The 13,766-nt window shown below is 72.3% G+C and carries 13 protein-coding genes and 1 tRNA gene; 11 read left to right on the forward strand and 3 right to left on the reverse strand.

Features of this window, described 5'->3' with window-relative positions; translation table 11 throughout:
• The gene (locus tag ACZYRU_RS26540; RefSeq protein ID WP_488960113.1) at window positions 1-1,230 is read right to left on the reverse strand and encodes a C39 family peptidase; all 1,230 of its coding nucleotides are present in this window, start codon (window positions 1,228-1,230) and stop codon (window positions 1-3) included.
• A 321-nt stretch (window positions 1,231-1,551) separates the two neighbouring features.
• Between ACZYRU_RS26540 and cysS the strand changes: the two genes are divergently transcribed.
• The 5 genes from cysS (at window position 1,552) to ACZYRU_RS26565 (ending at window position 6,299) form a co-directional block, all read left to right on the forward strand.
• Entirely contained in the window at window positions 1,552-2,961 is a 1,410-nt protein-coding gene (cysS, locus tag ACZYRU_RS26545; RefSeq protein ID WP_488960114.1) for a cysteine--tRNA ligase, read from the forward strand.
• Between the two features lie 2 nt (window positions 2,962-2,963).
• Window positions 2,964-3,932 (forward strand): 23S rRNA (guanosine(2251)-2'-O)-methyltransferase RlmB, encoded by a 969-nt coding sequence (rlmB, locus tag ACZYRU_RS26550; RefSeq protein WP_488960115.1) that lies wholly within the window; start codon window positions 2,964-2,966, stop codon window positions 3,930-3,932.
• Window positions 3,933-3,934: 2 nt separating this feature from the next.
• Window positions 3,935-5,443 (forward strand): metallophosphoesterase, encoded by a 1,509-nt coding sequence (locus tag ACZYRU_RS26555; protein WP_488960116.1) that lies wholly within the window; start codon window positions 3,935-3,937, stop codon window positions 5,441-5,443.
• Window positions 5,444-5,545: 102 nt separating this feature from the next.
• A complete protein-coding gene (locus ACZYRU_RS26560) occupies window positions 5,546-6,055 on the forward strand; it encodes an LppU/SCO3897 family protein (RefSeq protein ID WP_488960117.1) in 510 nt (169 codons plus the stop codon).
• A gap of 165 nt (window positions 6,056-6,220) precedes the next feature.
• Window positions 6,221-6,299: transfer RNA gene (locus ACZYRU_RS26565), tRNA-Gln, on the forward strand.
• Between the two features lies 1 nt (window position 6,300).
• On the opposite strand, the gene ACZYRU_RS26570 is transcribed toward ACZYRU_RS26565, so the two are convergent.
• Both ACZYRU_RS26570 and ACZYRU_RS26575 read right to left on the reverse strand, forming a co-directional pair.
• Window positions 6,301-6,699, reverse strand: coding sequence for a DoxX family membrane protein (locus ACZYRU_RS26570; RefSeq protein WP_488960118.1), 399 nt, complete (start codon window positions 6,697-6,699; stop codon window positions 6,301-6,303).
• 31 nt (window positions 6,700-6,730) lie between these two features.
• On the reverse strand, window positions 6,731-6,910 hold the full coding sequence (locus ACZYRU_RS26575; protein ID WP_179729459.1) for a DUF5999 family protein: 180 nt from the start codon (window positions 6,908-6,910) through the stop codon (window positions 6,731-6,733).
• A 249-nt stretch (window positions 6,911-7,159) separates the two neighbouring features.
• Here ACZYRU_RS26575 and ACZYRU_RS26580 point away from each other — a divergent pair, with 249 nt between their 5' ends.
• Genes ACZYRU_RS26580 through ACZYRU_RS26605 form a run of 6 tightly spaced genes read left to right on the forward strand, consistent with a single transcriptional unit; the run spans window position 7,160 to window position 13,621 of the window.
• On the forward strand, window positions 7,160-7,900 hold the full coding sequence (locus tag ACZYRU_RS26580; RefSeq protein WP_488960119.1) for an ABC transporter ATP-binding protein: 741 nt from the start codon (window positions 7,160-7,162) through the stop codon (window positions 7,898-7,900).
• Window positions 7,897-9,222 carry an FtsX-like permease family protein gene (locus ACZYRU_RS26585; RefSeq protein WP_488960120.1) on the forward strand — a complete coding sequence of 442 codons (1,326 nt, stop codon included), beginning with the start codon at window positions 7,897-7,899 and terminating at the stop codon, window positions 9,220-9,222. Before ACZYRU_RS26580 ends, ACZYRU_RS26585 begins: the two co-directional genes overlap by 4 nt.
• Window positions 9,223-9,236: 14 nt before the next feature.
• Complete coding sequence (locus tag ACZYRU_RS26590; RefSeq protein ID WP_488960121.1) at window positions 9,237-10,433, forward strand: sensor histidine kinase; 1,197 nt, start codon at window positions 9,237-9,239, stop codon at window positions 10,431-10,433.
• Window positions 10,418-11,071: a LuxR C-terminal-related transcriptional regulator gene (locus ACZYRU_RS26595; RefSeq protein ID WP_488960122.1), complete on the forward strand. Its 654-nt coding sequence runs from the start codon at window positions 10,418-10,420 to the stop codon at window positions 11,069-11,071. Before ACZYRU_RS26590 ends, ACZYRU_RS26595 begins: the two co-directional genes overlap by 16 nt.
• Window positions 11,072-11,106: 35 nt before the next feature.
• Window positions 11,107-12,606, forward strand: coding sequence for a bifunctional UDP-N-acetylglucosamine diphosphorylase/glucosamine-1-phosphate N-acetyltransferase GlmU (gene glmU / locus ACZYRU_RS26600; protein WP_488960123.1), 1,500 nt, complete (start codon window positions 11,107-11,109; stop codon window positions 12,604-12,606).
• 34 nt (window positions 12,607-12,640) lie between these two features.
• Window positions 12,641-13,621, forward strand: a complete 981-nt coding sequence (locus ACZYRU_RS26605) for a ribose-phosphate diphosphokinase (RefSeq protein ID WP_186348242.1) — start codon at window positions 12,641-12,643, stop codon at window positions 13,619-13,621.
• The last annotated feature ends 145 nt before the right edge of the window (window positions 13,622-13,766 follow it).

Below are 13,766 nucleotides of genomic sequence, written 5' to 3' on the forward strand. Positions count from 1 at the left end.
CTACCAGTTGCCGCCCGGTGCTGCCGGGAGCGGGTGCGCGGCGTCGTGGACGACGTACGCCGCCCCGCCGGACGCCTGCAGCCAGACCTTCTCGAGCTGCGCGCGGGCGTAGACCCGCCGCACACCGTCGGCGCTGGACGCCGCGGGATCGTTGACGATCACGTCGCCCGTCGCGGTGAAGCCGACGATGACCAGCAGGTGCCCGTTGGACGCGGAGATCGGGGCGCCGGTGAGCTCGCCGCGGGAGAACGCGATCGAGATGACCGGCGGGATCCCCGCCCTCACCAGCAGCTCGGCGTCGGTGAGGTCGCGCAGCCGGGTCACGAACGCCTCGCCGGACGGGCCGACCCGGCGGGCGGCGTACGCCGTGTTGAAGGGCCAGTTCCCGGTGCCCTCGTAGGCGTGGTCGTACGTCGAGCGCGCGGCCGCGTCGACCCACGGGTCCGGGTGCCCGGCCGGCACCCAGCCGTAGCCGCCCGGTCCGGGCAGCCGGCCGTAGTAGCCGAGCACCATCGAGGTCGACGTCGGCGAGCACCAGGCCTCGCCGCCGCCGCCCCACTGCGGATAGTGCCCGGTGTGGATCATCTGCGAGTACCGCGGCATCGTGAGCTCGAGACCACGTGCGACGCCCGGTGCCGACACTGCGCCCACGGCAGGAAGCCGCGAGGTCATCACGGTCGCGAGGTCGACCCGCGGGGACTTCCGGCCGGCTTCGTGGCGCAGCGTCACCCGGATCCGGTACGCCGCCAGCCCGGCCGTCCTCCAGGTGTCGGTGGCCAGTCGGGTGCCGTCGTCGGCCTGGGCGCCGCCGGAGCGGCGGGCGAGGAACGTGTCCTTCGCGGCCCAGCGGGCGAGCGTGTCCCACGACGTCTTCGCGCCGCTCGCGGCACGGCCCCGGACCTCGACCGCGATCCAGCTCGAGCCCGGCGTGCGGGCCGACCACGAGGTGATCAGCTCGGTGTAGTCGAAGCCGGGCGCGACCCACGGGCTCGTCCAGCGGCTGCCGAGGTAGCTGCGGCCGTAGCGGCTCTCGGTTGCCGTGGGCTTCCACGACAGCGGCGCGGCGAAGCGCTGCAGGTGGACCTGCCGCGTCGACACCGCGGCCGCGGCGACCGCCTCGGGCCGGTGTCCTGCGGGGGAGCGGTCGACGACCACCGCGAGCCCGGCCGCCACACAGGCGACCAGGGCGAGGACGAGGGACACGACGGGAACGGGGAAGGACCGGCGCACTGCCTCACGGTACGTCACATCCGTCACTCGCGTCACACCGCGCCGCGCTCGCCCTTGTAACTACGTGTTACGTGCGGAATTGCGGTGCAACAACGCCGTGGTGGCGGCCACAGCGCCCGGGTGGATGGGGCCGGCGATCTGCCGCTATGACGCGACATCGGCGGCCGATCCGCAGCCAGGTTCGTCGCTGTGAGGTCGACTACCCGGGTGCTGTGGCCACTACCCGGGCGCTGTTGTGCCGGAAAACGTGCGGTAACCCTTAGTTACAAGCGGGGGCGCGACAATGCGAGGCGGACCCGCGCCGATCCCTAGACTGACGTGGTGACCATCCGGCTCTACGACACTGCGACCCGCGAAGTACGTGACTTCGTGCCCCTCCACGAGGGCAGGGCGGGTCTGTACGTGTGCGGTCTGACGGTCCAGAGCGAGCCCCACGTGGGTCACGTCCGCTCGGCGGTGAACTTCGACGTCCTCCAGCGCTGGCTGCGCCACCGCGGCTACGAGGTCACGTTCATCCGCAACATCACCGACATCGACGACAAGATCCTGGCGAAGTCGGCCGAGCAGGGCCGGCCCTGGTACAACCTCGCCTACGCGATGAAGATCGAGCTCGACAAGGCCTACGCCGCGCTCAACGTCGCGCCGCCGACCTACGAGCCCGCGGCCACCGGGCACATCCCCGAGATGATCGTGCTCATCGAGCGGCTGATCGACCGCGGCCACGCCTACCCGGCTGAGGACGGCAGCGGCGACGTCTACTTCGACGTGCGCTCCTGGCCGTCGTACGGCGAGCTGACCCACCAGGGCGTCGACGACATGGAGCCGGCAGCGGACGCCGATCCGCGCGGCAAGCGCGACCCCCGTGACTTCGCGCTGTGGAAGGGACGCAAGGACTCCGAGCCGGAGACCGCGTCCTGGCCCAGCCCGTGGGGTCGGGGCCGACCGGGCTGGCACATCGAGTGCTCCGCGATGGCGGGCAAGTACCTCGGCGAGGCGTTCGACATCCACGGTGGCGGCGTCGACCTGCGCTTCCCCCACCACGAGAACGAGCAGGCCCAGTCCCGGGCGGCGGGCGGCGCGTTCGCGTCGTACTGGATGCACAACGCGTGGATCACCACGGCCGGCGAGAAGATGAGCAAGTCGCTCGGCAACACCCTGTCGATCCCGTCGGTGCTGCAGCGGGTCAGCGGCGCGGAGCTGCGGTTCTACATGGTCGCCGCCCACTACCGCTCCCACGTGGAGTTCAGCTTCGAGGCGCTCGACGAGGCGGCCGCGGGCTACCAGCGGATCGTCTCCTTCCTCGACCGCGCCGGGGTCTCGACAGGCTCGACCAGCTCGGAGGGTGAGCTCCCGGAGGCGTTCGCCGCCGCGATGGACGACGACCTCGGTACGCCGGCCGCTGTCGCGGTCCTCTACGACACCGTGCGCGAGGGCAACCGCCAGCTGGCCGCCGGGGAGGACGTGACCGCCGCCGCGGGCGCCGTCTCCGCGATGCTCGACGTGCTCGGCGTGCACCCGGCCGACCCCGCCTGGGCCGGCGCCGGAGCGTCCGGTGCCGAGGAGCGGCTCACCGCCGCCGTCGACGCCCTGGTCGCCGGTCTGCTGGAGGAGCGCACCCAGGCGCGTACCGACAAGGACTGGGCCCGTGCCGACGCGATCCGCGACCGGATCAAGGCGGCCGGCATCGAGGTCACCGACACCCCCGACGGACCTACCTGGAGCGTGAGCTGAACATGGCCGGAAACTCGAGCCGCAAGGGCGCGATCCGCAAGTCGAGCAAGAGGCCGCAGGCCGGCTCGGGCGGGCAGGTCCGTCGCGGACTCGCCGGGAAGGGACCGACGCCGAAGGCGACCGACCGCGAGTACCACAAGGCGCACAAGATCGCCGAGGCCAAGAAGCGCGCGGAGGCCAAGAAGGGCGGCCGCGGCGGCCCGCGCCGCAAGAGCGGTGGCGACGAGTGGATCGCCGGGCGCAACCCGGTGGTCGAGGCGCTGCGCGAGCGGGTGCCGGTGACGTCGGTCTACGTCGCCGAGGGCGCCGAGCGCGACGGGCGGCTGCGCGAGGTGTTCCGCCTCGCCGCCGAGCACGGCATCGGCCTGCTCGAGGTCAGCCGCGGCGAGCTCGACCGGCTCACCGACGGCGCCGTGCACCAGGGCCTCGCGGCCCGGATCCCGGCGTACGAGTACGCCCACCCCGACGACCTCCTCGTCGCCGCCGACGAGGCAGGCGAGAAGCCGCTCGTCGTCATGCTCGACTCGATCACCGACCCGCGCAACCTCGGCGCGATCGTCCGCAGCGCCGCCGGTTTCGGCGCCCACGGCGTCGTGATCCCCGAGCGGCGCGCAGCCTCGATGACCGCTGCCGCGTGGAAGACCTCGGCCGGTGCCGCCGCCCGCTGCCCGGTCGCGCAGGCGGTCAACCTGACCCGGCAGATCAAGGCGTACCAGGAGGACGGCTGCTTCGTCATCGGCCTCGCCGCCGACGGCGACCTCACGCTGCCCGAGCTGACGGCGGACGCCGACCTCGTCGGGGGCCCGCTCGTCCTCGTCGTCGGTTCCGAGGGCGAGGGCCTGTCCCGGCTGGTCGCGGAGAGCTGCGACCGGCTGATGTCCATCCCGATGGCCGGTGTGCTGGAGTCGCTGAACGCCGGCGTGGCGGCGTCGGTGGCGCTGTACGCCGTCGCGGAGGCCCGCGCGCGGTAGCCATGGTCGTGCTCCCGGCCCGCCGCGTCCTCAAGGTCCTCGCCTACGTCGGGACCTGGCTGGTCCTGTCCGTGGCGGTCGCCGGCGCGATCTTCCTGCACAGCGAGCGGACCGTCGAGGTCGCCAGCCACGAGGCGAGCCTCAGCCCGAACTTCTCCGGTGAGTTCGTCGCGCGGCTGGGCCCGGTGCTGCCCGACCTGCGCGTGCCCTCCGGGTCGCGGATCGGGGTCGAGGTCGAGCTCGGCAAGACTGACGCGGCGACGCTCGAGGAGCTGACGTCGCGGTACGCCGCCATCGCCTCCCAACCCGAGGGCCAGATCGACGTCGTCCAGCGGACGGTCGCGGCGATGGCGCTCGCGGCGCTCGTGCAGGGCGCGGTGCTCGGCGCCGTACCGCTGCTGGTGTGGGCCTTCGTCGGCCGGGCGCGCCGGCACGAGCTGTACGCCGCACTGCCGACCCGCCGCGGTCTGGCCGTCTCGGGACTCGCGGTCGCGCTCACGGTCGCGGCCGTCGTCCCCTACGGCTGGGGACGCACCGACGCGCCCGCGCAGCACTGGATCTCGCTCAGCGACTTCCTCGGCCCCGAGGTGCGGCTGCCCGACGAGCTGAAACGCGTCGAGGTGATGACGGACGCGACGACGGCGCAGTCCCGGCGACTGATCGAGAGCGGCATCAGCAGCTACGACGAGAGCCTGAGGTTCTACTCCGAGGCCGCCGACGACGCCGCGATGCTCGACCTGCGCAAACCCGAGGAGGGGGAGACCGTCGTCCTCCTGGTCTCCGACCGCCACGACAACGTCGGCATGGACAAGGTGGCCCGCGCGATCGGCGAGGCGGGCGGCGCGACGGCCGTGTTCGACGCCGGCGACGACACCTCGACCGGCAGCCGCTGGGAGGCCTTCTCGCTCGACTCGCTCGCCGCGGTGTTCAAGGACTTCGACGGGCGGTGGGCGGTCGCGGGCAACCACGACCACGGCGGCTTCGTGCGCAGCCACCTCGAGGACCTCGGCTGGACGTACTTCGACGACGAGGTGATCGACGGCCCGGGCGGCTCGCGGATCCTCGGCGTCGACGACCCCCGCTCCAGTGGCTTCGGGGACTGGCGTGACCAGACCGGCCTGAGCTTCGGCGAGGTCGCCGACCTGCTCGGCGACGCCGCCTGCGCGGCCGACCAGGACGGCGACCGGGTCAACACCCTGCTCGTCCACGACGCCAACATCGCCAAGCCCGCGCTGGAGCGTGGCTGCGTCGACCTCGTGATCGGCGGGCACATCCACGTGCAGACCGGCCCGACCGCGGTGACGGCCGAGGACGGCCGGATCGGCTACACGTACACGCTCGGCACGACCGGCGGTGCGGCGTACGCCATCGCCATCGGCAGCAAGCTCCGCCGCCCTGCCAGCATCGGCCTGGTCACCTACCGCGACGGCCGCCCCGTCGGCATCCAGTCGGTCACCCTGCAGTCGAACGGTCGGTACGACGTCGCCCCCTGGGCTCCGCTCACCTACTGAACGCTTCCGGATCCGATGTTTGGTGATGGTTCGCCGGGGTAGGTGCGTGTCGTTTTGTTGTGGGTGGCTCGGGATCGCCCTGACTCGAAAGGGAAATCTCGTATGGGTAAGAGCCTGCTGCTCAAGCTCGGCAGCATCGGTGTCGCGGTCATCGTGATGGCGGTGATCGGTGGGATCAAGTACTTCGGCACCGAGAAGATCGAGGAGGCCAAGGCTCCCGACGTGGGTGAGTGCCTGGTCATGTCCGGTTCCAGCTTCGCCGCCGACCACAAGGAGGTCGACTGCGGGGACGCGGACGCCGTCTACAAGATCGTGAGCGACAAGGGCAGCTGCGACGACGCCGAGCTCAACTACACGATCTCGGTCGGCAGCTCGAACTCCGGCAACGTCGCGGACCTCTGCCTGGCACTGAACGCCAAGAAGGGCGACTGCTTCGACCTGGGCGGCATGTCCACGCCGGCGACGAAGGTCGCCTGCACCGAGGGCGCGGGCAACACCTCGGTCGTGAAGGTCGTCTCGGTGGGCAAGGCCGGCGAGGAGTGCGCCAACGGCGCCCAGCCGCTGGAGAACAAGAAGCAGAAGACGCTGGTCTGCCTCGGGCCGGCTGCCTGAGTCCAGCACCTCCAGGAACGGTCGGGTCTCTCGGGGCCCGACCGTTCTGCGTCGTACCCGTTCGTCCGGTACGACGACGCGGCCCTAGGCTGGGCCTGCTTTCCCCAGTTGGTCTGCCGGGCCGAGGTACTGCCCCGCCGGGCGGGCCCTACGCTGTTCCCGCAATCCCCAGTTGGTCTGCCGGCAGGGCCCGCCTGACTTTGAATCAGGACAAGCGACGTAGGTTCGACTCCTACCTGGGGAGCTCACTCATCCCGGTCGATCGCGACCTGGACCAGCCCGCCGATCATGGCGAGGTTCTTGAGCAGCTGGACCCGCTGCTGCTTGCGCGCGGCGGGATCCTCGACCTTCCAGAACGCGTGCCCGGCGAGGGTGGTCGGCACCATGGAGCCGATCAGCCCGAGCGCGGCGGTGCGTGGCAGCACGCCGGCCGCGATGGCGGCACCGCCCGCTGCCTGGGCCGCACCGTTGGCGCGGACGAGGACGGTGTCGTCCTCCGGGAGCGGTACGACGCCGCGCAGGGTCGCGAGCAGCGGCCGAGCGGAGGCCACACGGCCACCGGGGGAGCGCAGGGCGTCGACGCCGAGCAGGACGTAGGTGGTGCCGGTCAGCAGGCGGGCGAGCCGCCGGGCGGTCGTGCGCATGGTCCGACCGTACGCCCCCGGTGGGGGCGACTCAGGCCGAGCGCGGCAGCGACATCGCCCTTCCCTCGGGCGTGAGGTACGCGCCGTCGTCGAACAGGATGACGCCGTTGCACAGCCGGCACCAGCCCTGCTCGCTGTGGTCGGCGGTCACGTGGGCGGTGCAGCAGTTGGGGTCCCCGGCGGCCGGGCACTCGGGTGAGTGGTCACACATCGTCGTGCTCCCTTTCGATCGTTCACACTTTCCATCTCTCGTGATACGCCTGATCGGCCGGAGATGCACGCTCTTTCGCCGAACTGTGGAAAACCCTTCACGGGCGGACCCGCCGAGGGGTGAGGGGTGGGGAAAACCCCACCTCCGATCGGCAGGCCAGGCCCATCGAGCGCGCGGCCTGCGGTTCCTAGCGTCGGAGACACCAGATTCCGCACCCCGGGGACACCCCGGCACCGCTCAGGAGCAGCCATGTCCGACACCGCGCTCGAGGTCCAGGACCTCACCCGCACCTACGGCACCGGCGACAACACCGTCGCCGCGCTCGCCGGCATCGACCTCGCCTTCCGGCGGGGCACCTACACCGCCGTGATGGGGCCGTCCGGCTCCGGCAAGTCGACCTTCCTGTCCTGCGCCGCCGGCCTCGACAACCCGACCAGCGGCCGGGTCCTGGTCGGCGGCACCGACGTGACCGACTGGGACGAGGAGCGTCGTACCCGCCTGCGCCGCGAGCGGATCGGGTTCGTCTTCCAGGGCTTCCACCTGCTGCCGTACCTCTCCGCCGCCCAGAACGTCGGCCTCCCCAGCCGTCTCGCCGGCAAGCGCGTGGACCGCGAGCGGGTGCGTTACCTGCTCGACCGCGTCGGCCTCGCCGACCGGGCGCAGCACCTGCCGGGCAGCCTGTCCGGCGGCCAGCAGCAGCGGGTCGCGATCGCGCGGGCGTTGCTCACCGCGCCCGACGTGCTGCTCGCCGACGAGCCGACCGGCGCCCTCGACTCCACTACCGCGCGGCAGGTCCTCGGCGTCCTGCGCAGCAGCGTCACCGACCTCGGCCAGACCGTGGTGATGGTGACGCACGACCCCGTCGCGGCGTCGTACGCCGACGAGGTGGTCTTCCTCGTCGACGGCCGGGTAGCGGGCCGCATGGCCCACCCGACCGCGGACGCCGTCGCCGGCCAGATGGCCCACCTCGACGAGCTGGTGTCGGCATGAACTCCCTCGCCCTGCGCAGCCTGCGCCACCGCCCGCGTGCCGCGGTGGCCACCTTCCTGGCGGTCTTGCTCGGCACCCTGCTCATCGGCTCCTTCGCGACCCTGGCCGAGTCCTCGGGCGCCGCCTCCGGCACCGACGCCGACACCCTCGTCATCCTCGGCGCCGTCGTCGGCGGCTGGGGTGCGCTGATCGTGCTCTTCTCGGTCGCCTCGACCGTCGGCATCACCACCACGCAGCGCGCCACCGAGATCGGCCTGCTGCGCACGATCGGCGCCACGCCCCGCCAGGCCCGCCGGCTGATCGCCCGCGAGACCGGCGCGATCGCCGTCACCGCGGCCGCCGTCAGTGCCCTCCTCGCCTCCGTCGCCGGGCACGCACTCTTCTCGATGGTCCGCTCCGGCGGGCTGGTCTCCGAGCGCACGGCGTACGACGCCGGGCCGGCCTCCGTCGGCGGCGCGGCCCTCCTCGTGCTCCTCGTCTCGGCCGTCGCCGCTGGTGTGGCCGCGCGCCGCGCGACCCGTGGTCCGGCCGGCGTGGTGGCCCGCGAGAGCGCAGGCGAGCAGGGCCGGATGCGCTGGTGGCGGGTGCTGATCGCGCTCCTGCTCATCGGGTACGGCGTCGCGATGGCCGTCATCACCATCACCGTGACCGCGCACGACGCCGACCCGTACGCCGCGATGTCGACCAGCGGCTCCAGCTCGATCCTCGTCGGTGTCGGCCTGGCGGTCCTCGCGCCGGTCCTGCTGCGCTGGGGCGCGGGCCCGGTCCGGCTGCTGGCCGGCACCTCCGCGACGGCCCACCTGGCGTCGTACAACACCGCCCGTCGGGCGCACCTGCTCGCCGGAGTGCTCGCTCCGGTCATCGTGCTCACCTCGGCCGCGGTTGGCACCCTGATGCTGGTCGACATCGACCAGCGCACGCTGCCGGGTGGCACTGCCGACAGCGACACGATCAACCTGCTCAACAACGTCGTCGTCGGGATGGTGTCGCTGTTCGCGGCGATCATGGTGGTCAACGCGTTCGTGGCGACGATCGCGCACCGCCGCGAGGAGCTGCACCGGCTGCGGATGCTCGGCGCCACGCCCCGCCAGGTGCGCGGGTCCGTGGTCGCCGAGGCGGGCGTCGTCGCCGCTGTCGGGGTCGTGCTCGGCACCGTCGCCGCGCTCACCACCGTGGTCCCGTTCGCGGTCGCCCGGCACGAGGGCGTGGTCCCGGACGGCGGCCTGTGGCTGGCGCCCGTCGTGATCGCCGCGGTCGTCGCGCTGACCCTGGGCTCGGCGCGCGGCGCGGTCAGGAGCGCGGCCCGGAGCGCGGTCCGATGACAGACTGGCCCGCGATGGACGCCACGGTGACGGTCGATGCACTGACGGAGCGGCTCCGGCTCACCCTGCTCTCCGCCGGGTACGCCGTGTCGTTCGTCCCGTCGCTCGCCCTGGCGATCCTCACCCTGCTCTCCATCCCGCTCGGGCTGGTCGGCGTCGGCTTCGTGCTGGCGCTGGCCGTGGTCCCGGCGACGGCCGCCCTCACCGGCGTCCACCGCCGGCTCAGCGGCGCCCTGCTGGGCGAGCCCATCGCGGCCCGCTACGCCCGCACCGGCGACGGCCTGGCGTTGGCCTGGCCGGTGCGCTGGTTGCGGGACCCGGCCCGCTGGCGCGACTTCGGGTTCCTGTGCTTCTCCGCGACCGGTGGCTTCGTGATGTCGCTGGTCCCGGTGGCGCTGCTCACGACCCCGGTCACCTGGGTGATCCTCGCCTTCACGGCGGGGGACTGGATGTGGGTCCTCATGGTGCTGTTCACCGGCCCCCTGCTGCTGACCTGGTGGGTCACCACCGACCCCCTGGTCCACGCCCGCGCCCGCGCCGAGCGCGCCATCCTCGGCCACGACCGGGTCGCCGAGCTGGAGGAGCGGGTCGGACAGGTCGAGGAGTCCCGTGCCGAGACGCTGGACCACTCGGCCGCCGAGGTACGCCGCATCGAGCGCGACCTCCACGACGGCGCCCAGGCCCGGATCGCCTCGGTCGGCATGAGCGTCGGGCTCGCCGAGAAGCTGCTCCAGACCGACCCCGAGGCCGCGGCCGCACTGCTGCGCGAGGCCCGCGAGACCACGATGGACGCGCTCGACGACCTGCGCTCCGTGGTCCGCGGCATCCACCCGCCGGTCCTCGCCGACCGCGGTCTGGCCGGCGCGATCGAGGCGTTGGCGGTCGCGATGCCCGTCCCCGTGGCGGTCTCGGTCTCGGTGCCGCGGCTGGCCGCGCCGGTCGAGTCGGCTGCCTACTTCGCCGTCGCCGAGTGCCTCGCCAACACCGTGAAGCACGCGGCGGCGAGCCGGGCCTGGGTGACCGGGACGTACGTCGACGGCCGGCTCCGCCTCGTCGCCGGCGACGACGGCCGCGGGGGAGCGGACGGTGCCGGGTCGGGATTGGCAGGGGTCGCGCGCCGGCTCGCCGCCTTCGACGGCACGCTGGTCGTCGACAGTCCCGCTGGTGGACCGACCACGGTCCGGATGGAGGTGCCGTGCCTGCCCCTCTGAGAGCAGTGCTCGCCGAGGACCAGGCGCTGCTGCGCGTGGGCCTCACCCGGATCCTCGAGTCCGGAGGGATCTCCGTCGTCGAGGCGGTCGACAACGCGCCCTCGCTGGCCCGGGCGCTGACCCGTGACGACATCGACATCGCGGTGGTCGACGTACGCCTCCCGCCGACGCACACCACCGAGGGACTCGAGGCGGCGACGGCGGTGCGCGCCACGCGGCGGGCGTTCCCGGTGCTGGTGCTCAGCCAGTGGGTCGAGCCGCTCTACGCGCGGGACCTGCTGGCCGGGGGAGAGGGCGCGATCGGGTACCTCCTCAAGGACCGGGTCGCCGACGTCGACGGCTTCCTCGCCGCCGTCCACCAGGTCGCCTCCGGCGGCACGGTGCTCGACCCGGAGGTGGTCGCCGCCCTCGTCTCGGCGCGGTCGCGGCCACTGGACCGGCTCACCGACCGCGAGCGCGAGGTGCTGACCCTGATGGCCGAGGGCCGCTCCAACGCGGCCGTCGCGGCCCGGCTCGTGGTCACCGAGAAGGCTGTCGGCAAGCACATCAACAACATCTTCACCAAGCTCGACCTGCCCCAGGCCGCCGACGACAACCGACGGGTGCTGGCGGTGCTGGCCTGGCTGGACGGGCGCTGAGCGGCCGCGTCGAGGGTGCGGCCTAGGGTGTTCCCGTGACCGAGCTGACCGTGATCGTCCTCGCCGCCGGCGGCGGCACCCGTATGAAGTCGAAGACGCCGAAGGTCCTGCACCGCATCGGCGGGCGCACCATGATCGGTCACGTCCTGACGGCCGTCGGAGCCCTCGAGCCGGCCCGGATCGTCACGGTCGTCGGCCACCAGCGCGAGCTGGTCGCGCCCCACGTCAGCGAGCGGTACCCCGACGCCGTGCTGGCGGTCCAGGAGGAGCAGCTCGGCACCGGGCACGCCGTACGGGTGGCGCTGGAAGCGCTCGCCGACGCGCCGAGCGAGGGCGTCGTCCTCGTCGCCAACGGCGACACCCCGCTCCTCGAGGCGGAGACGCTGCGCGCGTTCGCCGAGGCCCATCGCGCCGCGGACGCGGCGGTCAGCATCCTGAGCGGGATCGTCGCGAACCCGTTCGGCTACGGCCGGATCGTGCGCAACGATGCCGGCGCCGTCCAGGCGATCGTCGAGGAGAAGGACGCCACCGACGCCCAGCGCGCGATCACCGAGATCAACTCCGGGATCCTCGCCTTCGACGCGGCCTTCCTCGCCGACGTCATCGGCCGCATCGGCAACGACAACGCCAAGGGCGAGTACTACCTCACCGACGCGATCGGGTTGGCCCGCGACGCCGACCTGGTCGTCACCGCCCACGCCATCGAGGACGCGCTGCAGACCGAGGGCGCCAACGACCGCGCCCAGCTCGCCGTCCTCGGTCGCGAGCTCAACCGCCGCATCGTGACCCGCTGGATGAAGGACGGCGTCACGGTCATGGACCCGGCGACCACCTGGATCGACGCCGACGTGGTCCTCGCGCCCGACGTCACGATCCTCCCCGGCACCCAGCTCCTCGGCGCGACCCTCGTCGCCGAGGACGCCGTGATCGGGCCGGACACGACGCTGGAGGACTGCGAGATCGGCGCCGGCGCGCGCGTCGTACGGACGCACGGGCAGCTCGCCGTCATCGGCGCCGGCGCTTCGGTCGGGCCGTTCGCGTACCTGCGCCCCGGCACCCTCCTCGGCGCCGACGGCAAGATCGGCACCTTCGTCGAGACCAAGAACGCCCAGATCGCCGACGGCGCGAAGGTCCCGCACCTGTCGTACGTCGGCGACGCGGAGATCGGCGAGGGCACCAACATCGGCGCCGGCACGATCTTCGCGAACTACGACGGCGTCAACAAGCACCGCACCGTCGTCGGCAAGCAGGCGAAGACCGGCTCCAACAACACCTTCGTGGCTCCCGTCGTGATCGGCGACGGGGCCTCGACCGGCGGCGGGACCGTCGTACGACGCAACGTCCCGCCCGGCGCGCTCGCCGTCAGCGCCTCGCCCCAGCGCAACCTCGAGGGGTGGGTGACCTCGCACCGCGGCGGCACCGCGCAGGCGGCGGCAGCGGAGGCTGCTGTGGCTGCTGTGGCGGGCGCCACGGGTGAACAGTCCGAAAACGGACCCGGACTTGGGGACGACCCCGCCGAGCGGGCAGAATCCTAGGTACCACCTTCGGCGACCAGGGGGAGTCACGCGCGTGAGCGGTCTGAAGCGGACGACGGAGAAGAACCTGATGGTCTTCTCCGGACGAGCACACCCCGAGCTGGCCGACGAGGTCGCCCAGATCCTCGACCAGGCACTCGTCCCGACCTCGGCGTACGAGTTCGCCAACGGCGAGATCTATGTCCGCTACGAGGAGTCCGTGCGCGGCTGCGACGCGTTCGTGATCCAGAGCCACACCACTCCGATCAACGAGTGGATCATGGAGCACCTGATCATGGTCGACGCGCTCAAGCGCGCCTCCGCCAAGCGGATCACCGTGGTCATGCCGTTCTGGGGCTACAGCCGCCAGGACAAGAAGCACCGGGGCCGCGAGCCGATCTCGGCCCGGCTGATGGCCGACCTGTTCAAGACCGCGGGCGCCGACCGGATCATCACCGTCGACCTGCACGCCGACCAGCTCCAGGGCTTCTTCGACGGCCCCGTCGACCACCTGATGGCGCTGCCGATCCTCACCGACTACATCAAGCAGAAGTACGGCGACCAGGAGCTCGCCGTCGTCTCCCCGGACGCCGGCCGGATCAAGGTGGCCGAGCGCTGGGCGGCCCGCCTCGGCGGCGTACCGCTGGCGTTCATCCACAAGACCCGCCGCACCGATGTCGCCAACGAGGTCGTCGCCAACCGGGTGGTCGGTGACGTCAAGGGCCGCATGTGCGTGCTGACCGACGACATGATCGACACCGGCGGCACCATCGTGAAGGCCGCCGAGGCGCTGATGGCCGACGGCGCCGCGGGCGTCATCATCGCCGCCACCCACGCGATCCTCTCCGACCCCGCCGTCGACCGGCTGAAGAACTGCTCGGCCACCGAGGTCGTCATCACCAACACGCTGCCCGTGCCGCCCGAGAAGCAGTTCGACAAGCTCACCACGCTGTCGATCGCGCCGCTCGTCGCCCGGGCGATCCGAGAGGTGTTCGAGGACGGGTCCGTGACCTCGATGTTCGACGGGCACGCCTGAGCCATTTGGCGCTCGCTTCGCTGTGAGGGTTTTCGTGGCCGGCCTGAGGTTGGCTGGCAGGGTGGCCTTGGTTCTGCTGCTGTGGTCGTGACTCTTCGCTTCGGTGACCCGCTGCCGTTGTGGTGACGGTTCGGTGATGGTGTCT

This window comes from Nocardioides sp. F233, assembly GCF_057813895.1.